This is a genomic window from Planctomicrobium stercoris, assembly GCF_051465655.1.
Taxonomy (GTDB): domain Bacteria; phylum Planctomycetota; class Planctomycetia; order Planctomycetales; family Planctomycetaceae; genus Planctomicrobium.
This window is the reverse complement of the sequence record NZ_CP195791.1, coordinates 5672974-5696276: the sequence shown is the minus strand read 5'-3', so window position 1 is coordinate 5696276 and position 23303 is coordinate 5672974. Positions and strand designations below refer to the sequence as shown.

Annotated in this window: 11 protein-coding genes; 8 read left to right on the top strand and 3 right to left on the bottom strand. The window is 57.5% G+C overall.

The window, feature by feature from the left end; genetic code table 11:
- Window positions 1-43 precede the first annotated feature (43 nt).
- The 4 genes from SH661x_RS23050 (at window position 44) to SH661x_RS23035 (ending at window position 8227) form a co-directional block, all read left to right on the top strand.
- On the top strand, window positions 44-1711 hold the full coding sequence (locus SH661x_RS23050) for a complex I subunit 4 family protein (protein ID WP_437226484.1): 1668 nt from the start codon (window positions 44-46) through the stop codon (window positions 1709-1711).
- The gene (locus SH661x_RS23045; RefSeq protein WP_437226482.1) at window positions 1695-3197 is read left to right on the top strand and encodes an NADH-quinone oxidoreductase subunit N; all 1503 of its coding nucleotides are present in this window, start codon (window positions 1695-1697) and stop codon (window positions 3195-3197) included. Before SH661x_RS23050 ends, SH661x_RS23045 begins: the two co-directional genes overlap by 17 nt.
- A gap of 583 nt (window positions 3198-3780) precedes the next feature.
- On the top strand, window positions 3781-6813 hold the full coding sequence (locus tag SH661x_RS23040) for a DUF1549 domain-containing protein (RefSeq protein WP_437226480.1): 3033 nt from the start codon (window positions 3781-3783) through the stop codon (window positions 6811-6813).
- Between the two features lie 124 nt (window positions 6814-6937).
- On the top strand, window positions 6938-8227 hold the full coding sequence (locus tag SH661x_RS23035) for a DUF1501 domain-containing protein (RefSeq protein ID WP_437226478.1): 1290 nt from the start codon (window positions 6938-6940) through the stop codon (window positions 8225-8227).
- 142 nt (window positions 8228-8369) lie between these two features.
- Here the strand turns inward: SH661x_RS23035 and SH661x_RS23030 are convergent, their stop codons facing one another.
- Entirely contained in the window at window positions 8370-9686 is a 1317-nt protein-coding gene (locus SH661x_RS23030; protein ID WP_437226476.1) for a DUF1552 domain-containing protein, read from the bottom strand.
- 52 nt (window positions 9687-9738) lie between these two features.
- Complete coding sequence (locus SH661x_RS23025; protein ID WP_437226474.1) at window positions 9739-12291, bottom strand: DUF1592 domain-containing protein; 2553 nt, start codon at window positions 12289-12291, stop codon at window positions 9739-9741.
- A gap of 242 nt (window positions 12292-12533) precedes the next feature.
- Here SH661x_RS23025 and SH661x_RS23020 point away from each other — a divergent pair, with 242 nt between their 5' ends.
- Entirely contained in the window at window positions 12534-14075 is a 1542-nt protein-coding gene (locus SH661x_RS23020; RefSeq protein ID WP_437226472.1) for a thiamine phosphate synthase, read from the top strand.
- Between the two features lie 183 nt (window positions 14076-14258).
- Window positions 14259-16724: a cytochrome c biogenesis protein CcdA gene (locus SH661x_RS23015; RefSeq protein ID WP_437226470.1), complete on the top strand. Its 2466-nt coding sequence runs from the start codon at window positions 14259-14261 to the stop codon at window positions 16722-16724.
- Window positions 16725-17053: 329 nt separating this feature from the next.
- On the opposite strand, the gene SH661x_RS23010 is transcribed toward SH661x_RS23015, so the two are convergent.
- On the bottom strand, window positions 17054-17881 hold the full coding sequence (locus SH661x_RS23010; RefSeq protein WP_437226468.1) for a DUF1571 domain-containing protein: 828 nt from the start codon (window positions 17879-17881) through the stop codon (window positions 17054-17056).
- A gap of 418 nt (window positions 17882-18299) precedes the next feature.
- Here SH661x_RS23010 and SH661x_RS23005 point away from each other — a divergent pair, with 418 nt between their 5' ends.
- Both SH661x_RS23005 and ccsA read left to right on the top strand, forming a co-directional pair.
- Window positions 18300-19376, top strand: coding sequence for a hypothetical protein (locus tag SH661x_RS23005; protein ID WP_437226466.1), 1077 nt, complete (start codon window positions 18300-18302; stop codon window positions 19374-19376).
- A 111-nt stretch (window positions 19377-19487) separates the two neighbouring features.
- On the top strand, window positions 19488-23210 hold the full coding sequence (gene ccsA / locus SH661x_RS23000) for a cytochrome c biogenesis protein CcsA (RefSeq protein ID WP_437226464.1): 3723 nt from the start codon (window positions 19488-19490) through the stop codon (window positions 23208-23210).
- The last annotated feature ends 93 nt before the right edge of the window (window positions 23211-23303 follow it).

Here is a 23303-nt window from a genome sequence, read left to right as displayed (position 1 = left end):
TTCAAGCGGTCCTGACCCTTTCGAAAATACAGGTTCATCAAAAATGGTCAGTCTCCTGTTCATCTCGCTGGCAATTCCGCTGCTGACGGCACTCTCGCTGATGCTGTTCCGCAGCTCGCTGACGCCCAGTGGAGCCCGCGCCACGGCACTTGTCGGGGCGGTGGCAACGCTGTTTGTGTCGCTGCAGTTGCTGAACAGCTACACCCAGCTGCCGAAGACTGTCACCCCCGGGGCGCCCATTCAGCCGCAGGTGCAGTATCAGCACCCGTGGTTGACTCTGGGGACCCCCAATGCCGAAGGCGCGGGGCAGGTCCAGCTGGAACTGCATTTCGGGCTCGACGGCATTTCCGTCGCCCTGATCGTTCTGACCACTCTGCTCACCTGCTCTTCGATCCTGATTTCCTGGGAAGTGATTCGGGACCGTGCAGCGGAGTTCTATACCGCGTTGATGATTCTGGAAGCCGGACTGATTGGGGTGTTCTGCGCCTTTGACGTCGTTCTCTTCTACGTCTTCTTCGAACTGACACTGATTCCGCTGTTCTTCCTGATTGCGATCTGGGGAGGAACCGAGCGCCGTCACGCAGCCGTCAAGTTTTTCCTGTACACGCTGGCAGGGAGTCTTGTGACTCTGCTGGGAGTGATCTCGTTGATCCTGCATGTTTCCGCTGCCGGACTGACAACTCCCTGCTCCATCCCGGCCCTCGCGTCCTGGCTGCAGGCTCATCCTCTTTCACCGGAATGGCAGACGGCATTGTTCCTGGCCATCTCGGCGGGGTTTCTGATCAAGGTTCCGGTCTTCCCGTTTCATACGTGGTTGCCGCTGGCTCACGTGGAAGCTCCTACCGCAGGGAGCGTTCTGCTCGCCGGGGTGCTGCTGAAGCTGGGGACCTACGGATTCCTGCGTCTGTGTCTGCCGATGTTCCCGGAAGCCTGCCTCTCTCTGGGACTGCCTGCCATCGGATTCCTGTCGGTGATCGGCATTATCTACGGTTCGCTGTGTGCTCTGGCTCAACGTGACCTGAAGAAACTCGTCGCCTACAGCAGCGTGGCTCACCTGGGATTCTGTACCTTGGGGCTGTTCGCACTGAACGTTGAAGGTGTGACCGGAAGCGTCCTGCAGATGGTGAATCACGGCCTTTCGACCGGGGCACTGTTCCTGCTGGTCGGCATGGTTTATGACCGCTACCACACACGACAGCTGGATGAACTCAGTGGACTGGCGGGTCGATTGCCCTTCATCGGCTGCAGCATGGTCTTCATCAGTATGGCCAGCATTGGTCTTCCGGGATTGAACGGCTTCGTCGGTGAAGTCCTCTGTCTGGGCGGGATGTTCAAACAACACACGATTTACGCAGTCTTCGGGGCACTGGGAGTGGTGCTGGGAGCCTGGTACCTGCTCTCCGCACTTCAGGTGTTCTTCTTCGGCCCGCTGAAGGAGTCGGAGCATCGTGAGCCGAATATCACCGATATGAATCTTCGCGAAATGTGTGCCTTCCTGCCGCTGGCACTGGCATGCCTGTGGATCGGCGTTCAGCCCGGGCCCCTCGTCGATCTCATTCGTCCGGACATCGAGTCCGTCACAGCACTTTATCAGCAGCCTGTCCAGACAGAGCTTGCACAGGATCAATCTCTTAATCATTCGGTGGCTGCCACGCAGGCATCGAATCCGATGAAGGCTCAGAGGAGTTTGCTCAGTGGCAACGGCAATTGAACAGATCAACCACGCAGCAGGCTTGATCGTTCCGGAAATTATCCTGCTGGCGACCGTATGCGTGATGTTTCTCGCAGGCCCGTTTCTGGTCGGCGAGTCCAATCAGGCTTCGTCCGGGCTGCGCCATCGCTGGGGTGTGCTGTCACTTCTGGCACTCGGCGTGGCCGGCTGGGTCTGGTATGGAACGAACCCTCAGGCAGTTGGAACAGGCCCTTTCCGCGCTGATGAATTCGTCTGCTACATCCGCGGCATCACGCTGCTCTTCGGCGGCTTACTCGTGCTGCTGTTGTGGAATCAGACCAGCGACGCACACGCTGCGGAATCGCATGCCTGTCTGCTGGCGATCATCGCAGGAACGAATCTGACGGTTCTGGCCAACGACCTGGTCGGACTCTTTCTCGGTCTGGAACTCGTCAGCATTCCAACCTATGTCCTGCTCTACCTCCCACGACGCGATCGGGCGATGCGCGAAGCCACCGTGAAGTATTTCCTGCTGAGCATCTTCTCCGCGGCCCTGGTGCTGTACGGAATGAGCTGGCTGTTCGGCGCGGCTGGCACCACCAATCTGGAAGGGATCGCAACGGCTCTGAAAGGAGCTGAAGGGACGAAGAGCTCCGGAATGCTGCAACTGGCGTTGGCGATGCTGATTGCCGGTCTCGGTTTCCGGATCACAGCTGTCCCGTTTCAGTTCTATGCCCCGGACGTGTTCCAGGGAGCAACCACTTCCATGGCAGCCATGCTCTCTTTCATTCCGAAGGTGGTCGGCTTCGCGGCCCTGCTGCGCCTGATTCCCCTGGCATCCGGGGGGCTGACCGCAGCGGAATGGGCGCCTGTCGGCTCGTTGGAGTGCCTGCTCACCATCCTGGCCATCGTGACGATGTTTGGTGGAAACCTGCTGGCTCTTCGACAGACGAACCTGCAGCGCCTTCTGGCCTATTCCAGCGTGGCTCACGCCGGCTACATGCTGGTCGGATTCACGATCGGTGACGGCGGGACGACGGTCAAAGGGATTTCTGCCCTGCTGTTCTATCTCCCGATTTACGGCCTGATGACGGTGGGTGCCTTTGCGCTGATCGCCAGCGCCGCACAGCCGGGCCGTCCGCTCCAGAACATCAGCGATCTGGCTGGACTTGGCCGCACCCATCCTGCGATTGCACTCCTTTTGTCTGTCTGCCTGTTCAGTATGACAGGAATGCCTCCCACAGCTGGTCTGCTGGGCAAGTTGAATCTGTTCTTCGCCGCCTGGTCGGAAGGGACGGAACAGGGACGCTGGCTGGCTGGCCTCCTGGCAGTGAACGCCCTGATTGCAGCGTGGTATTACCTCCGGCTCGTGGCGGTGATGTATCTCGAATCACCAAAAGAGGATGTGGAATCACGTATGGAGCCGACCGCCGGTCTGGCTGGGGTTTTGTGCACACTGGCGACGATTGCCTTGTTCGTCGCTCCACAGTGGTTGTGGGACGCTGTCCTGAAAGCGTCGACATAAAGAACGCGGGCGTAGTCGCATGGCGGACTCCCTGCTTGGGGAGGTCGTTGGATGGGGGCGGCCCCTGATCGATTTTTCACGCAGTTTGTGGACAATCGGTTGAGGGCTGTCCGGATCGCCCGAGTCGCCGCCATCTGCCCCTGAGACAGGGGCTCTCTTCCTCAAAGCGGCTTGATGTGCTTTGAATCGTGCGCAGGCGTACAAATTCGGCCGGGCGTAGTATGGATCGCACTACACCGATACGATAAGATTGTTGTCAGATTGTTTTCGATCGTCTGGCACCTGAAAAACGGTGAGGCCATTGCGAAGGTGACGATGCGGATTGCCAAGAAGAATTCTGGTGTTTTGTTAAAAACTCTGATTTTTCCTGTAACAGTTCGGTCGTCTTTGACGTTTTCGGTCGAATTCCATCTTGAGGGAATCTGAAAAAGCGTTTCGCCGCCGGCAACAGGGCTGTTTCTGAAGATTGACCATTCGATCAGCAGGCAGGTGTCACGTTGTTTGCGGAATCGATTGGCGAAGGCACGCTGTTCGGCGATGTCTTCAATTTCAGCGATTCAATCACTTAGGACAGGGTTTCACGATGCGCCAACCGGGCAAGAGCAGACTTTGCCGAAGCGAGAGCACCTTCCTGACAATCACTTGCGTCGCGCTGACGCTGGGGGTCATGCCGATTCTGGCCCCGAAGCCGCTGGTGGCGGCCGAAGCTGATGAAAAAAAGGTCAAAGAGCCAAGTCAGGCTCAGCTGGACATCGAAAAATATCAAAAACGGATTGCTGCCGGAGAGGCTGATCAGGTCATCAAGGAATGTACCGACGCCATTACCGCAGCTCCGACAGCGAGTTTTACGGCCTACGCTGCGCGCGGACTCGCATTGAATGCGAAGAAGGACTTTGACGCTGCCCTGAAGGATTTTGACGAAGCGATCAAAGCTCCCGGCCGTGAAGATAGCAACGTCTATCTCCGCACAATGGGGTACACGTTCCGGTCGGACTCGTTCTTCGAGAAAGGCCAGTTCATCAAGGCTGTGGACAACGCCTATTTCGCGATGCAGGAAGATCGCGAGAATGCTCAGGCCTACGTTCGCCGCGCCAAGGGCTACGTGGGCTGGCAGAAAGAAGATAAGGCCATTCGATTCGCGAATGAAGCCCTTTCTCTGGACCCCAAGCTGGCTGACGCGATCAGCGTTCGAGGCCTCGCATACGGTTTGAAGGGGGATTTCAAGAAGTGCGTTGACGATCAGACGGAAGCATTGAAGCTGAACGCCAATTCTTCGGTCTTCCTGGAACGGCGGGCGATGGGATATCTGGGGGCTAAGGATTTCCAGAAGGCTGCCGCCGACGTCACCGAAGCGATCAAGCAGGACCCCAATAATGCGGACGCCTACTGCGTTCGTGCCATGATGCAGGGGATCTCCGGAAACATCGACGCTGCCATCAGCGACCTGGAGACCGCACTTCGCAAGAACCCCGCTTCGGTCCGGGCTCACTACCAGATGGCGATGGCCTTCAAGCATCAGAAGCAGACCGATGACGCGCTCACGTCCATCAACAGCGCTCTGCGACTGAATGAGATTTTCGTTCCCGCCCTGCTGCTCCGTGCCGAGCTTTACAGTGATAAGAAAGATTTCGAGAAGTCCGTCGAGGACTACACCGCAGCGATCGCCGTTGACCCGAACTCCATTCCGGCGCTCACCGGCCGGGCACAGGCTTATCGGCGTCTGAACAAGACCGAACTTGCCAAGCTCGACACCGCTAAGCTTAAAGAACTTCAGCCCGCCAAGAAGTCCGATTCCAAAGAGAAGGAAAAGGAACTGGCGTTCTTCAAGGTGTCGTCAAAGCAAGTGGATCCAAAGCGTCGCCAGGAAGCGATTGAAGCTTCGAAGAAAATCGATGAGTTCGTGGCGAAGAACTATGAGAAGTACAATGTAAAACCCAATGAAATGACGACGGATGCCGAGTTCGTCCGCCGGATCTATCTGGACATCACCGGAACAATCCCCACCTACCAGCAGACTGTGAAGTTCCTCAGCGGGAAAGAGCCGGACAAGCGGGCTGCATTGATCGATGAACTGCTGGCCAGCGAGGGCTATGCCAGCCATTCGTTCAACTACTGGGCGGATGTGCTGCGATACATCGATGGGATTTCTCAGGACGTCGACGGGCGGCCGTACCGTCAGTGGATCAAGCAGTCACTGGCAGAGAACAAGCCCTGGGACAAAATGGTCCAGGAGATGGTCACTGCCGAAGGTTTCATCTGGACGAATCCAGCCACGGGATACATGCATCGCGATGCAGATATGCCGCTGGACAACATGAACAACACGGTGCGGATTTTCCTCGGAACCCGTATCGGGTGTGCACAGTGTCACAATCATCCGTTTGATCGGTGGACTCAGAAAGAGTTCTACCAGATGGCCGCTTTCACATACGGCGTCTCGCCTCGCGTGGGTGGAAATGACAAGCGGTACTGGGAAAAGAATCCGCGTGATCGACTGCAGGAACAGTACGATGCAATCGTGCAGGAAGAAGAAGATCGACGGAACGGCTCCTACGAGTTCGACCGGATGATGGCCGTGAACATGCGGACCGTGAATAATCAGGTCGATCGTAAGATCAAGTTGCCCAAGACCTATGCTTACGATGACGCCAAACCGGAACAGGTTGTTGAGCCGGAGACGCTCTTTGGCAGCAAGGCACAGATCCGTGAGGGAGAAACCCCCCGCGAGGCGTTTGCTCGCTGGCTGACGGAAAAAGAAAACCCGCGATTTGCTAAAACGATCGCGAATCGTCTCTGGCAGCGAACCTTCGGAATCGGCCAGATCGAGCCGGTCGACGACATGACAGATCACACGGTTGCCGAGAATCCAGAATTGATGGATTTCCTCGAGCAGCGGATGAAAGATCTGAATTACGACATGAAGGAGTATCTGCGGATGCTCTACAACTCGCAGACCTATCAGCGTCAGGCCTGCTTTGAGGAAGTTCCGTTTGGAGCCCCGTATCACTTCCCCGGCCCCGCTCTTCGCCGGATGACTGCCGAACAGGTCTGGGATTCGTTCCTGACTCTCGCGCTCGTCGACCCGAACGAGTACCATGAAGTCGATGCGAAGCTGCGAATGGAAGTGACGGCATTTGACCTCACGGAAGTGACCGCTCAGGGAATGATGGATTCGCGTCACCGTCGAAATGAACTCAACCAGCGACTCAACCAGTGGGAAGAGAAGTACCGGTACAAGGGTGTTCTGCTCGCTCGAGCTTCAGAGCTTCCTTCCCCGCTGCCTCCCAATCACTTCATCCGGATGTTTGGGCAGTCGGACCGCGAACTGATTTCGTCGTCGTCGACGAACGGATCTGTGCCGCAGGTGCTGTTCATGTTCAACGGACCAATCACCCACATGTTGCTGGAGAAGAATTCCACCATCTACAACAACGTGATGAAGAAGAAAACGGTGACAGAAGGGGTGAAAGTCGTCTTCCTGACCGTCTTGAACCGTGAGCCGGATGCCGACGACTTGGCGCTCGCATCTCGCGAGATTCGGGCAAACGGACCTCCGGGGTACGGCAACGTCATCTGGTCGCTGGTGAATACCCGTGAGTTCCTGTTCGTCCAGTAGTCGCTGCGAATCCCGCCTCCCGGAAGTCGATTGAGACTTTCGGGAGGTTTGCGTGTGACGACAATCGTTCCCGAAAATCATTTTCACCCAGTCAGGGTGTTGCACTGCAAAGGAGGAGTGAACCATGAGAGAACTCATGCGTGGCCTGAACGAAATCGATCGGCGATCCTTTCTCGAGTATGCTGCCAAGACCGCATTCGGTCTGACCGTTCTCCCGACTCTGGGGCGGGCTGTCACAGCTGCGGAAGCGGCTCCCGGTGGAAAGCCCCGACGCCTGATTTACCTGTACATGAGCGGAGCGATGTCCCACCTGGACACGTTCGACCTCAAGCCCGGTCATGAAAATCAGGGGCAGACCTCAGGGATTCAGACGTCGGTCGCTGGTTGCCAGATTGCCGAGTACATGCCCACGTTGGCGAGTCAGTTTGATAAGCTGGCAGTCATCCGGTCGATGTACACCAAGACGGCGGACCATGAGGACGGCGAGTATCTCATGCGGACCAGCTACGACCAGATTGCGACGGAACGCCATCCTTCGCTCGGTCCGTGGATGCAACGGCTGCTGGGACGTCAGAACAAGACGTTGCCGGATACCGTGCTGATCTCAAGTCCCGCGCGGCATCCCGGGGCAGGGTTCCTCGATCCATCCTTCAGCCCGCTGCCGATCGGAGATCCAAATCGCGGGCTGGAGAACACCAAGGCTCCAGAGTACCTGACCGAAGATTCTTTCGACAAACGAATCGCTTTGATCGACGCCTTCGATAAGAAGTTCCGCTCGTCCCATGACGTTCGCAAGGTGAAGTCCTACACCGACTTCTATTCCGAAGCGACCGCCCTGCTTTCCAGCGGAGCACTCAAAGCCTTCGACCTCGAAGAAGAGAAGGCAGAAGATCGCGATCGCTACGGGCGGAACGGCTTTGGCCAGGGATGTCTGCTTGCCAAGCGTCTGGTTGAAAATAACGTCCGCTGTGTCGAAGTGACCCTCGGTGGCTGGGATATGCACGCCAATATCTATAGCGGCGGCAACATTCCTTATCGTGCCGGAGTTCTGGACAAGGCCATCGGCAGCCTGCTGACTGACCTCTCCGCCTCGGGACTGCTGGAAGAAACCGTTGTGGTGCTCGCGACAGAATTCGGACGTTCCCCGGAAATCAACTACGACGTCGGCCGCGATCATCATCCCGCTGCCTTCTCCTGCGTACTCGCAGGAGCGGGTATCAAGGGTGGCCAGTTCTACGGCAAGTCCGACCCGGAAGGGGTCAACGTCGAGGAAGACGGTGTCGAACCGGCCGACCTGAACGCGACGATTGCGACCGCGCTGGGCCTGAAGACCGATACCGTGATCCACTCCCCGACCGGTCGACCCTTCAAGGTTGCCCACGACGGCAAGCCCGTGCAGAAGATCCTCTCCTGATGCCCGTTGAGCCTGCGGTCGCTTGAAGTGCCTCGCAGGTTCAGTCACTTCAGGGGCAATGGAAAAAGAAAGACCGCATTCGGAATTCCGAGTGCGGTCTTTGACTTGGTAGGCGGGCGAACTCGCAGTTCTCCGAGTCGGCTTACAGGTCTGCCAGATTCCCTGAGCTGTCGCCAAACACGTCTGTCGGCACCTGCATCCCGTTGAGCATCGAGACGAACAGATTCGCAAGCGGCGTGTTCTCCGGGTACTGGATGTGGCGGCCTGTGCGAATGGTTCCACTTCCTCGGCCAGCGACAAGGATCGGGAGGTCGTGGTGCTGATGCCTGTTCGGATCCGCAAGCGCCGCACCGTACATGAACATGGAGTGATCCAGCAGGGTCCCGTCCCCTTCCCGTATCTGCTTCAGTCTGTTCAGGAAGTAGGCGAACTGCTCGATCATGTGCTGATCAATCTTCTGCAGCGATCCCATTTTCTCTTCATCGTTCTGATGGTGCGAGATCTGGTGATGGGCTTCCACGACTCCGATTTCTTTGTACGTGCGGTTACTTCCGGAATTTGCCAGCATCAACGTACAGATGCGGGTCGTGTCCGTCTGAAAGGCGAGGACCATCAGGTCATACATGAGGCGGACCTGCTCCTGGAACGTCTCAGGCGGCTCGTCCGGGATGACGAATTCCGGAATCTTGTCGATCGGAATGGCCGACCGCGCGATCCGCTGTTCCACTTCCCGCACGCTCGTCAGATACTCGTCGAGCTTGTGTCGGTCCGAGGTGCCCAGCGTCGTGTTGAGTCTGGCAGCGTCATCTGCGACAAAATCCAGAATGCTCTGCCGGAAAAAGTTCCGGCGGGCGGTTGTCTTGGGATCCTGTCCATCGCCGAACATCCGTTCAAAGACGGCTCGCGGTCTGATTTCCTTGGCCATGGGGGTGGTGGCGGACGACCAGGAGATGTTTGAAGAATAAATGCAGCCGTAGCCGGAATCGCAATTCCCCGCCTGGCGACCACCTTCCAGGCCCAGTTCCAGCGAAGGGAGTCTCGTCAGATGCCCCAGCTTCTTGGCGGCGAGCTGATCGACCGAAACTCCCACATAGATATCTGAATCTGATTTTCGAGGGTGCTGGGCTGTCAGATAACAGGCAGAGTCACGTGCATGGTCGCCAGCTCCGTCCCCCAGTGCGCGGGCATTGTTCTGTGACAGACCAGAGAGAACAAGGATGTCCTGCTGCAGGTCCTGTAACGGCGAAAGTGTTTTGGAGAGCTGATAATTCTCACCGGTCTGTTCCGGGGTCCAGGACTGCATGATCGCGCCGTTAGGGACGTACACGAATCCCATGCGGTTCCGCACGAGCATCTCGGGAGCAGCCCATGCCGCTCGCGGGACCATGGCATCCAGCACCGGCAGCGCCAATGCAGCTCCGGTTCCCTTGAGCAAAGTGCGACGTGAGATCGGTTTCATGAAACTCTCCTGGAGTAATGCCCGTCGTTTTCCCGTCAGCCCGTTTCAGTGTTCAGTTTGTCTCCGCCTGCTGCAGCCGCTTGCGGGACTGGAACGGCGCCGAATTCACGACTCCCAGGATCAGGGTCGAGAATCGGTCGTCTTTCTCAAGGCTTTGAAGGATGTCGTCGACGGCACAGCGATCGTACCAGTCAACTCCGCGTCCAATGGCATATGTCAGCATTTTTTCGGTGAGGCAACGTGCAAAATCGTCACGTCTGCCGATCAGCACCCGGATCAGTTCATCCGAACCGTTGAAGGTCTGGCCATCCGGCAACGCTCCCGAGGCATCGACCGGGCGACCGTTTTCCTCGGTTCGCCATCGTCCGATCGCGTCGAAGTTTTCCAGTCCGAAACCAATCTCATCCATCGTTTTGTGGCAGGAGGCGCAGCCTGGGTCGGCGCGATGCAGTATCAGGGATTCACGAAACGTTAGATCCGGATTCTTCGTCGAAGTTTCATCGAGACCGGGGACGGCGGGCGGCGGAGGCGGAGGAGCATCCCCCAGCAGCACCGACAGGACCCATTCGCCACGCTTCACGGGCGAAGTCCGGTTCGGATAGCTGGTGAGCGTCAAGACGCTTCCCTGAGTCAATAACCCGGCTCGATGCCGGCCAGCCAGGTCCACCTTGCGGAAATGAGGACCTTCCACCCCTTCGATCCCGTAGTACTGGGCGAGTCGATCATTCAGGAACGTATACTGAGCCGTCAGAAGTTCGAGAATACTCCGGTCCTGTTCCACGATGGAGCCGAAAAACAATTCGGTTTCCTTCCACAGATCTTTGCGGATCTCCGGGGTGAAGTTCGGAAACTTCTCCGGATCGGGAGCAATATCGCGGGTGTCCAGTTTTCTCAGCCCCAGCCACTGGCCGGCAAAGTTCGAGACCAGTTGCTGAGCCCGGGGATCACGCAGCATGCGGTTGGTTTGTTCCTTGAGAACCTCCGGTTCATGCAGGCGGTTTTCCTGTGCCAGCTCGAAGAGTTCATCATCCGGGCAGCTGCTCCAGAGGAAATAGGACAGCCGAGAGGCAAGGGCGTAGTCGTCGAGTATCTCGACTTCGCCCGACTGTCGGCGACCTCCTTCGACTCGGAAGAGAAACGCCGGCGAGACGAGGATTGCCTGCAACGCGACTTCCATCCCGTCTTCGAAGCTTCCCCCCTGTTCGACCGCCAGTTCGACAAGTCCGCTGAAGCGGGCGAGTTCTTCATCGGTGACTGGACGTCGGAAAGCACGCGGGAGAAATGCATGCAGGTTCTCCGCTGCAGCCTGCCGCACGGATCGGTTTTCGTCGGGCAGGGAGCGGGTCAGTGAGACCCGCTGGCGTTCCTCATCGGTGACATCGAGCGGCCCTTCGAGTTCAATGGAACCGACATGCAGATTCCGGTCTCGGTGTTTTTCGGCCTTTTCATCATAGAAGTCATTCAGGAACTCGATGCTGAACTCCGCGGGTCCGGCGGATGCCTGAAAGGGGATCGTGAGCTCTTCGAACCGCCTGGAATTCTTCACTTCAATGGTCGTCAGTGGACTCTCACCCAGTTTGACAGCCATCTTGGCGTTCTCTTGACCGCCGCGGTCCTGGAATGCCTGAATCCGCAGCTGGTATTCTCCGTCACGTGGAAAGGTTGCTGCAGCGAGAACTCGCCCCCTGCTGACGAAGACCATTTCGTCGCTGCCGGGATGGACAGACCCTTCCGTCTTCAGGCTGCCTGTTGCGAACTTCTGTTCGAAATACTTGGGAGATCGGGCCTGAATCGCCGCCTTGGAAACCGCCTCGGCAGCTGCCAGATACTTTTCGATGAGAAGTGGAGGGACCGTGAGGACGTCTCCAATGTTGTCGAATCCATGGCCGACGTCATCCGATGGAAAGTTGTCGGCAGGTTTGAATTCGATTCCCAGCAGGTCGTTCACCGTATTGTTGTATTCGGTGCGATTGAGGCGGCGGATTGTGACGCGGCCGGGGTTCTGCAGCGTGCTGCAATCGACGTAAAACAACTGGTGATCCAGCCAGGAGACGGCTGCTGCACGTTCTTCGGGGCTCGGCTGCGTTGCGTCGCTGGGAGGCATCGAACCGAGTTCGACAAGTTTCAGCAGTTTCGTCCAGACCGCCCGATCCTTCTGGATGCTCTCCAAATCGGCGTATCGGTCCAGAGCGAAATCTCCTTCCTGCGACCCGTTTCCGTGGCAGTCGGCGCAGTACTTCTGAATGAAGGGTTTGAGGTCGGTCTCGTAGTTCGCGGCCGCGGGGGCAGGGGCGGGCGGAGGAGGAGAGCTTTCGCCTGCCAGAAGCGTTTGTCCGGAGGAAGGGAGCGGTGTCTCCCCCTGATGAAGCAGCAGAGTTGCCAGCAGGACACCCGCCAGGACGACGCCCGGAGCAACAAGACGCCGGGCAGGAAATCTTCCTGAGGGAGGAGTCGAGACGGCTGTCGGGAATGGGGGGGCAGGAACGCGGGCCAGCGGAATTCGTAGTCCCTTGCCGCAAGCGGGGTGAGGGCATTTTCCGCGTAGACCGCGGGCGGCATCATCAACCTGGAAGCGGTGGTCGCAATGGGGACAACGGACGCGCATCAGGAGTACCCGGAAACTGAGGAGGGCGGGCGGGGAATCGGTGTGGCGGGACCACGAGGCGAGGCATGCATCAAAGTTGGATCATATGCGAACGATAGCCTTCAGTCTACCATAATCCAGCTGCGGGCCGCCCCTTTTCCGCTTTCCTGATATCATTGGGTGACCGGAACTTCCCACTGATTTTGAATCGGTCACCCACCTCAACCCGACGCCCCCTTTTTCAAGCACTCAGCGACCTTCCCATGTCTGAACTCAACCTGACACCCGGAGCAGAACGGACGCTCAACTCACTTCAGGTCCAGGTGAGAGAGGGGCAGTCGTCGTGGTTTCATCTGCTGGTGTTGAACCTGCTGGAAGGGGAAGGTCGGGCCACCGAAATCCTCCGGGGGGCGGGGGTGATTCTTCCCGCGCCTGTTGGTGAGCAGGCAGCGGCAGATCCGTCGGACTACTCCGAGTGGCAACGGGTTCTCATCCGCAGGGCGGATCATTTCGCCCGAGAGACCAACACGAGCGGCCCTGCCGGTTCAGAGCATCTTCTGCTGGCCGCGATGGAGCTGGATCAGCAGATCCTGGATGTCCTCACTCCATTCGGTCTGACACTTCAATCGGTTCTCGATCTGGTGACCGTGGACGAGCCGGAGCTGGGGGTGCCCGAACATGCGATTGTGCAGATTCGACCTGCCAATCAGGGAACGGTTGAGGAAGCGGGGCTGTACCGGATTCTCGATGCGAGTGCCAACCGCGCCCGGGAAGGGCTGCGGGTGGTCGAAGACTATGTCCGCTTCCGTCTCAATGACGCCCAGATTTCCGGGGAACTGAAATCGATCAGGCATCTGCTGACCGGCACCTTGAAGCATCTGGGGCAGGCGAGCTGGGCCGCTTCCCGCGACACCCTGCATGATGTCGGAACGCTCGGGACACTGGCGTCAGAACGGTTGCGGGGCAGTCTCGCGGATGTGCTGCGGGCGAACCTGAAACGGGTGGAAGAGGCACTTCGCAGTCTCGAAGAGTACAGCAAGCTCCTCGATTCCGCACTCAGCCTGAAAATCTCCGAATGTCGTTATCGGATGTACACTGTTGAGAAAGCCTTGGAGGTCGCATTGCAGACGCGACACAGGCTCGAGCACTGTCAGCTTTATCTGTTAGTGACAGCGGATCAGTGCCGGTACGGAGCGGAGCAGACCATCCGTCACAGCGTCGAAAAGGGTGTTGACGTCATTCAGTTGCGGGAAAAAGGGATGTCCGACCGGGACCTGCTGCGGTATGCGGAACAGGTCCGAGGCTGGATCGACGGTGCGGAAACTCTGCTGATCATGAATGATCGCCCTGACATCGCAGCTGCCGTCGGTGCGGATGGCGTTCATCTCGGTCAGGATGACTTGAGCGTCCAGGCTGCCCGGCAGGTGATGGGGGGAATCGGGTTGATCGGTGTTTCGACTCACACCCCGGAACAGGCGCGGCAGGCGGTCTTTGACGGCGCTGATTACCTGGGGGTCGGTCCGGTGTTTCCGTCGGTGACGAAAGAGTTTACGGAATTTGCAGGGTTGAAGTTCGTGCAGCACGTTGCCGAGTCGACCTGCGTTCCCTGGTTTGCCATTGGAGGGATTCAAGTGGACAATCTGGCGGAGGTTCAGCTGGCGGGTGCCACTCGGGTTGCCGTCAGCAGTGCCATTTGCCGGGCTCCGCATCCCCGGGGAGTCGTCTCGGAACTCAAAGAGAAGCTGGGGCGTCCTCCCGCGCGTGTCCGGGCAAAATTACCCGATTCCACAACCGACAACCTATGATTGAAACGAAATCTCCCGGCAGGGACTCGGAAATTCCCGGCATCGGGGAGGGGAGGTGTCAGAGTTCAGCGTCGCTGGCAACTCCCGGAAGAAACATCGCCCTCCCCGGTCGATTTCGGTAAGATTGAATCACTTCATGGAAGAATGTGTCGCGACGTCACTGACGTTGAATAAGGAAGACTCATGCGCCCGATTTTCGCGTCCCTCCTCACCGCCCTCCTGTTCTCCTTCGCCTCTGCAGCCATCGCCCAGGATTTGAAGGGGGATCTCTTTCCGCCCCGTGACAACGTCGCTGCCGGGAAGTCGAAGACCGAAGTGACTTCCGCACTCGCTCCGACCGATCAGCCGGGAGTGGTGACGCTGCAGGTCCGACTCGTCATGCCGGAAGGTGTAAACACCTACTCGATGGACCCGAGTCTCCCCAAACCGACCAAGATCACAATCTCGCTTCCAGCCGGGTGGGCGGAAGTGGATCCGGGCTACACTCCGAATCCGCCCCCCAAAAAGGGCTTTGATGAAGTGTTCGGGCAGGAGATGGAGAAGTTCTACGGGACGGTCACCTTCTCGCGTCGCTTCAAACTGCCGAATGGCACCAACCCCGCCGCTGCGAAGCTCACTGGTAAGATCAATTTTCTGGTCTGTGACAAAGACAGCTGCGTTCCTCAGTCCGCTGCCATCGAAGCGGCATTCGCTCCGCAGGGACTCAAGCGTGATGCCAGAACCAGCATGCTCGAAGAGGCGATTCTCAACTCTCCGATTCAGCTGACTGCTGGCGAAGTCCCGGCTGCCGGACAGGTCGCTCCGATCACCGCTGGCTATGAAGTCACTCCCAAACGAAAAACGCTGGATGGCGAGGCTCCTGATCCAGTTCGCCTGCAGTTCGAACTCAGCCCGGAGAATGCCAAGGCCGGCGAGACCGTGACCCTCGCAGTGACCATGACGATTGCTGACAACTGGAGTACCTACGGGCTCGAAAAAGCGGATGAAAATCAGACAGAAGTTCCCACTTCGATCAAGTTTCAGCTGGAGAACCTCGAAGCGGTCGGTGGATTTTCGTCTGTCCCGGAACCGGAACTCCATACGACCAAGGTTCTAGATGAAGTTGTGCATTCCAACGCCCACGAACATCAGGTGACGTGGCTGCAGAAGTTCAAAGTGCTGAAGGATGCTCCCTACGGTGCGACAGGGGAGATCCGTTATCAGATTTGCCAGACCGGACAGACTTGCTTGCGTCCACTCAGTGTGAAATTCTCGCTGGGGAGCCAGCAACGGGCTGAAGATATCGCCGATGCCCAGCCCATTGTGAAGTCATTCACGTCAGTGACCAAGGAAGACAAAGGAGCTGCCTTCAATGTGAAGTCGACCGGCGGTGATCTTTCGTTCGCTGGTGCGTTCGTGGCGGCGTTTCTGGCTGGCCTGATTATGAATATCCTGCCATGCGTCCTGCCGGTCCTGGCGATCAAGATTCTAAGCCTCGTGCAGCAGGCGGGGGAAAGCCGAACTCGCATCATCGCGTTGAATCTGGCGTATACCGCCGGGGTGATGTCGGTCTTTCTGGTCTTTGCCGTCCTCTCGTGGGGGCTGGGGAATTCTCTCAGCTCGGTGTTTCAGAACGAAACGTTCATGATCGTGATGGCGTGCGTGGTGTTCCTCATGGGACTGAGCCTGTTCGGAGTGTTCGAACTACCGGTTCCCGGAATCATCCCGTCTGCCGGCCATCATCAGGAGGGATATATCGGTGCATTCAATACGGGCATCATTGCCACGGTGCTGGGAACCCCCTGCATCGGCCCGTTCATTGCCCCGGTCTTCACCTGGACGTTGACGCAGCCATCGCTCGTAGTGTTTTCGATCTTCGGCATGATGGGCCTGGGAATGGCGTCCCCGTTTCTGCTCACCGGATTCTTTCCGTTTCTCGTGAACTGGCTCCCCCGCCCGGGTGACTGGATGGTGAAGTTCAAACAGTTCACCGGCTTCGTGCTGATGGGAACCGTGATCTGGGTGCTGGTCTCGATCAACATGGCGTGGCGAGTTCCCGTTCTGGTGCTGCTGCTCGCACTGGCGCTGCTGGTCTGGGTCAACGAGAACATGGCGTTCAACCACGATCCGCTCTGGAAGAAATGGCGGGCACACCTGACCGCCCTCGTCACCGCGACCCCCATTTTCCTCTTTGGCCTCTGGATGCTGAATGAGTTTCATCCGAGTCAGGATGCCCAGATGCAGGCATCGAAGATGCCCTGGCGGGAATTTTCTGAACAGGAACTTGTGAAGTTGCGGGATGAAGGTCGTCCGATGCTGATTGACTTCACCGCCAACTGGTGTGTGATTTGCAAGCTGAATGAAAAGTTCGCTCTGGATCGCGATGAGACCGTGAAGTTCGTCGAAGAGAATGGGTTTGTCCCGATGCTCGCCGACTTTACCAAAGAGAACCCTGAGATTCAGAAATGGCTCCGCGAGTTCGGGCAGGAAAGCGTTCCCCTGACCATCATTGTTCCCCCGGGGAAGGAGAGCGAAATCATCGCGCTCCGCGGTCAGTACACGAAGGGGACACTGCTGGAGAAACTCCAGGAGGCAGCCGGCAAGAAAGCGGCAGAAGCCAAGTCTGCCTCCGCTGATAATGCGACCCCACAGTTGGGCGCATCGCTTTAAGTGCTCAGTCTGATTTTTTTAGAGTACACCGCGTGAGCAGGTGCGTTGAGTCGCATCATGTCGAGAATGCACTCGCTCACGTTTCGTGCTCTGACGAAGATGCACGTGATCACGCAAGCGGGTCTTAGATCGCAACTCACCAGAGTTTGGCGTTCCGGCGGCGATAAACTCAGCGTTTGAACCTCATTGAGCCAGTATGCGCCGCCACACTCCCCTGAGACAGGGGTTAGAGCGGTTTTGCAAATAATCTATTACGTTCCGCAGGCGATCATATGGATTTTCATGCGGTGAAAATCCTGAATCGCCTGCACATGATAGATCAAACTGGTCTAGAAGCGGTACTTCGGGTTCTTTGTGCTGAAGTCGATGTTGCCGAGTGCGACGTTCACTTTCAGGTCGGCATACATGTAGTCTTCGACGAGAACTGGCTCTTTGTCTTTCTTCCCGGGGAAGGCGAACGCCTGGACCCGTACCGGCCAGTGATGTTCACGGTCCAGATACAGGCGGGTCATCTGGAACTTCGCCTGCGGATGATGCTTGGGATGGGAGACTTCGACTGCCTGACAGGCGAGGTCCCCAATCTGTGACTTCGGAAACACATTGACATGCATCTCCTGAAGGTGCTGTTCCGCGAGCCAGGTATCCACCAGCTTGATCAGCATGTTCCGCATTCCGATGCTCGAGACCGGATACCGGTTCTCTTCCATCGCAATGCTTCCCTTCGGGTCCAGCGAAAGAGTCCCCGCCAGCGACGCGAAACCGACGTCATGGACCTGCAGGTTGTCTTTGTTCTGTCCTTTGGCGTAAATCACTTCACGGCCAGCGTGTGGCTGAATGAATTTCAGGTAGACGCTGAACGGCTCTTCGCGGAGCTTCAGTTCCATTCGGGTATTCAGCGTGTTGCGGCCGACGAGTTCGGTCTTGATGAACGTCGCCTGATAGTCATTGACAGCGTCCATCGCAGTCATGCTTTTCGTGGCGAGATCAAAAGCGGGGCGGAGGGGATGTGACTCTTCCGTCTCAGAGACCCGGGCAGCAAGCTGGGTTCGATCTGCGAAGAGCTTTCCTCCCACCAGCAATCCCGTTCCCAGTGCGGAACAGGCTGCAGCTGAATTCGTGAGAAAGACACGGCGATTGAGTTTAGCTGGCCTCGACATTACCGACTCCATCCTGACTGTCCTGCCTCCAAGCGCGAACCGCTGCCGAGCGAGCAGAAGGACGCCCTCATATCATTTGATCGACGGAACGAATCGACAACTTGCTTGAGGAACGGAAGTTTTCGACCGTTAACGGAAATTCCACCTCTTTCGATTTTAATGGAAATTGATGCATGGACAGGGTGTTTTTATCAGTGACCGTGGGGGTGTTGCTGCAAGTTGTTCCCAAATTTGGAGATCGGTCAGTCGGCTGGCAGTTGAAAGTGGGAATTGACGATCAATACGTGTACTTTGATGAAGTCGGCATCTATACTTCAGTTCAAGTTCCGGAAAAACGGAATCATTCCTCCCGCCTGCTCCTTCGCCGACATGCAGCTCAGGTTGCAGGTTGGTTCCCGCCTTCAGCATCGAGTTGACTATGCAGAGCACATTTCAGCTGACCCGTCAGCGATGCTCGTTGGCCATCCTCTTTCTGGCGTTCGGCCTCCTGGGCTGTCAGCAGGATGATGGGATTCGTCAATACACAGTCGAAAAGATCCCGGCACCGCAAAAGAAAAAGTCGCCCGCTGTGGTGACCGGCAATGCTCCCGCCTGGTTCCTGAAAATGACCGGGCCGGCGGATTCTGTCCTGAAACAGATCGTCCCTTTTTCGCAGATCGTGAAGTCGCTTTCGTTTGATCTGGGCGGCAATCCCCAGATGGAACTGCCGGCAGGCTGGACCCAGTCCGATGGTCCTCCTCCCCGCTACAAGACCATCAAAGTTCCCGACACAGATCCACCGCTGGAATTGACAGTTTCTTCCTTGCCAGGCCCGCAGTCGGCACCGATCGAGTATCTGCTCTCGAATATCAACCGCTGGCGTGGTCAGCTCGGCAAGCCTGAGTATGAAAGTGATAACTGGCTGGAAGAAGCCCGTAACAACGGAGAAGTTGTCATTGTTCCGCTGCGCTCCCGCGCTGTGGTGATGGTGAATCTGCTGGGTGAAATCCCGGATCAGGGGCCCAGCCGCGTGCTTGGGGCGATCATTCTTTCGATCCCCGGTGCATCCGGAAGCGAGCAGCCGCAGGAGCAGGCTCCTGTTTCCGCGAAGCCGCCGATTGATTTCACGCCCCCCGAATCGTGGGTCGCGTCCGCCGGCAATGCGATGCGTATTGCTTCATTCGAAGCGAAACATGAATCGGGAGTGGCCGACGTCAGTGTCTCACGATTCCCGGGGGGAGGCGATGAACTTTCGAACGTCAATCGCTGGCGCGGGCAGGTGAAACTTGATCCGCTCAGTGAAGATGAGTTCAAGTCTTCCGCAAAGCAACTGGAGATTGGGGGACAGGCAGCCACATATGTTGAACTGGTCGGACCCGAGCAGTCGATTCTGGCTGCGATCCTCCCGGACGGGGATGCCAAGTGGTTCTTCAAGATGCAGGGACCCAAAGATGCCGTCGCTGCGGAGACGGCACATTTCGAGGAATTCCTGAAGTCTGTGAAGTTCGAGAAGTAAAAATCTGCGACATGCAGCGCCCCCGGTCAGCCGGAGGCGTCATCTTCCGGAGATGTCGAAATCGGGGAACTGAACGCCCTCGCTCGCCGGAAAATTGAGGGGGAGATTCAAATGGCGACTGTCCTCGATACACAACATAGAGATATTCCACCTCGCATGCAGGATGAAACTCCTTCCCAGGCGTGGCAGACCGTGCAGCGAGTGCTCAAGCCGCTGGCGTCGCTCAAACTGACGGTCGCCCTGTTTCTGGCCGGGATCTTCATTGTTCTCGCCGGCACGTTTGCGCAGGTCGACCACGACATCTGGAAGGTGGTGCACGACTACTTCCGCGTCGACTTCCGAAAGGTCTTCACGCCGGAGTTCCCCTGGATTCATCTCTCTGAGCTTTTTGTCTGGTGCAGCCCCAAGCTGTTCTTCCCTCCCGCGTTCGCTCCGCAGGGTCCGCCGAACTTTCCAGACTGGCTGGGAGTCTGGTGCCCCAAAGGCTGGGTCATCGGGACGGTGATGATGCTGAACCTGTTTGCCGCCCATCTGGTGCGGTTCAAGGTGCAGGCGAGTGGCAGCCGCCTCTATGTCGGCTGGGGAGTCATCGGACTCGGGGCTGTCATTACATTTCTGGTCATTCTGAGCGGTTCGAATCCGGAAGGTCTTCAGGCCAAGCCCATCATCAGCTACGACACCCTGTGGTGGATGATGCAGACGATGGTGTTCGCTCTGTGTGCTCTTTCCCTGTTTCTGGCAATCACAGCTGGCAGCCAGAAGAAAGAACAGCGCTGGCTGTTCGGATTGATTGCGGTTGCTCTGGGGGTCGGCTCGGCAATTGCATTTCAGACAGACGCCACGAATGAAGCGACCATGCGGATTCTGTATCAGGTCGTGAAAGCGACGTTTGCAGGACTGGTGCTGCTCGCAGGGTGTATTGCGGTCTTCAAGAAACGCGCCGGGATCGTGCTGCTGCACGCCGGCGTTGGCCTGATGATGGTCTATGACGTTCTCGTGGGGATGGAACACGTGGAAAGTCAGATGCACATCGTGGAAGGTGAGACCGTCAACTTCACCCGGGACTTTCGCGATGCGGAACTGGCGATCATCGAGCCGCTGGCCGGGAACAAGGAAAACGTCACGGTGATTGATGCGTTCCGGATCTCCAAGCCGGGCGCGAAGATTCAGGATAAACGACTCCCCTTCGATATCGAAGTTGTCGAATACTTCCCCAATTCTGTTCCGCTCGGCCCGCAGCAACCCCTGCCCGAAGGGGTCCCGGAGAAGAATCCGGCGACAGCGGGAATGGGACTGAATGTTCGAGTCGTCGGCCAGGCGGGATCGACCGGAACCGACACTCAGGCCCGGTTCGATATTCCCAGTGCCTATCTCAAACTGACCGATCATTCCGGGAAAGATCTGGGGACCTACCTGGCCTCTGCCCTGATCGATGCCAACTTTGGCGACGCTTGGGACGAGATTTCGGTTGACGGAAAAACCTATGACCTCGCGCTCCGGTTCCGTCGGCTGTACAACGACTACAACGTCACTCTGAAGGACGTACAGAAGAACGACTACACGGGGACTGACAAACCACGCGATTACTCTTCCTTCATTACATTGAGCGATCCCAAGCAGGACACCACCTTTGATCATCGCATCTGGATGAATAACCCGATGCGCTATGGCGGCAAGACCTTCTATCAGTCCGGTTTTCAGGTGCTTGAAAACGGCGACGAGATGACCACGCTGCAGGTGGTCGATAACGCGGGCTGGATGACCCCGTATGTCGCCTGCATGATGGTGGTGGTCGGCATGATCTACCACTTCGGCCAGACGCTCCTGCGATATCTGCATCGCCGGCTGCGCGAGACGAGCGGCGCGGGACTGCTGACCGACGCCAGTAGCGAGTCCACGATTGATCACGTGCCACATGCTCGAAACTGGATGGGCATTGCCAGCTGGATCGTGACAGCAGTCATTGTCGGCGGAGTTGCAACGGCATTTGCCCTCGTCGCGATGCCCCGTTCACCCAAGCCGGACGAGTTTCACCTGAGCGAATTCGGCGAACTGCCGATGTGGTACAAGGGACGTCCGCAGCCGCTGGATACCTTTGCCCGGAATTCGCTGATGCAGATTTCGGACTATCCTTCCTTCAAGCTCGATGAAACTGACAAGAAATCTCAGCCTGCGATTCGCTGGCTGATCGCTCTGATGGCTGACGAAGAAAATGCTCGCGATCTGCGGGTCATCCGTATCGAGAGTGAAGAAGTTCGCAATGCGGTCGGCCTGGAAATTCGCAAGGGCTTCGCGTATTCGATCAACGAACTGAACGAGAAGATTCAGAAGATCATCGAAGAAGCGTCCAAAGCGGGCAAGGTGCCTGCGAAAGGACGCACCCTCTTTCAGCGGAAGATGGTGGAACTGGCAAACCGGGTCATCTTCTACAGCTTCCTGGAACGAAGCATGGGGCAGGCCCCTCAGATTCCGCCTGATCAGTCCAAGGAAGAGGCTGGAAGCGAGCAGCGGATGGTCGCACGGGCGCAGGACTATTTCGAGTACATCAAAGCCGGTCGCGAGACTCTGGCGGGCTTTGCCAAGGAATACGGTCTTGGACCGCTGCCGCTGGTTGTCCCGACTCATCTGGGAGCAGACCGGGACCGGGTCAGCAATATTGACGCTTTGCAGTCTAAGTGGGAGCCGGTCACGATTGCCCACATTTACAATCAGTTTTATGAAGAGTTTCCTGCTCCCACTCCCCCGGCGATTCATGATTTCATCGAACTGCTCAAGGACTACAAAGCGGGTGATGTGGCGAAGTTCAATCAAGACCTGGCCACTTATCAGGCATTGCTGAAGAAGCATGCTTCCGCAGATGACTTGCCGGTGAAGAAGGTTGATTTTGAAGCGTGGTACAACCGCGTGGGAGCACTGAATCTCTGTTCGTGGCTTTACGTGTTCGCCTTCGCGCTGGCGTTGCTCGGCTGGCTGATGCTGCCGCAGATCTTCGAACGTTCCGCGTTCTGGCTGACGGTGCTGATCTTCATCGTCCATACGCTGGCACTCGTGGCCCGTATCTACATTTCCGGACGTCCGCCGGTGACGAATCTCTATTCGTCGGCCGTCTTCGTCGGATGGGGCGTGGTGCTGGGGGGACTCATCATTGAATCGATGACTCGCCTCGGGCTGGGAACTGCCGTGGCTGCGGTTGCAGGATTTCTGGCATTGCGGATCGCCCACGGCCTCGCAGCGGATGGTGATACGTTTGTGGTTCTCGAAGCGGTGCTTGATACCCAGTTCTGGCTGGCGACCCACGTCGTCTGTATTGCGTTCGGATACGCGACGACATTCCTGGCGGGTCTCTTCGGTGTGCTGTACGTCCTGCTCGGGGTTCTGACCCCGGGGTTGAGTCCGAAGATGGGGCGCGAACTGACCCGCATGACCTACGGCGTGATCTGTTTTGCGATCTTCTTCAGCTTCTGGGGAACGGTGCTCGGAGGACTCTGGGCAGACGATTCCTGGGGTCGCTTCTGGGGCTGGGACCCGAAAGAGAACGGAGCATTAATTATCGTTCTCTGGAATGCCCTGGTCCTGCATGCCCGCTGGGGAGGGATGGTCCGAGATCGCGGTCTCGCCATTCTGGCGATCCTGGGAAATATTGTGACCAGCTGGTCCTGGTTCGGCGTCAATGAGCTGGGGGTCGGACTGCATAGCTACGGTTTCACCGAAGGCCGGCTCCGGATGCTGCTGCTGTTCGTCATTTCCCAGCTGGTCATCGCAGGGATTGGCCTGCTGCCAAAACAGCTGTGGTGGAGTTCACGCCAGCCCGAGGGGCCAATCGAAACCGCCTGAAGTGGAAGACCGGCGGAGGGCGAGCTGAAAGCATTCGTGCTGAACCGCATTCTGCTTTTTTGAATGCTCGGTTCCGGCAGAGAGAAGAGTGGC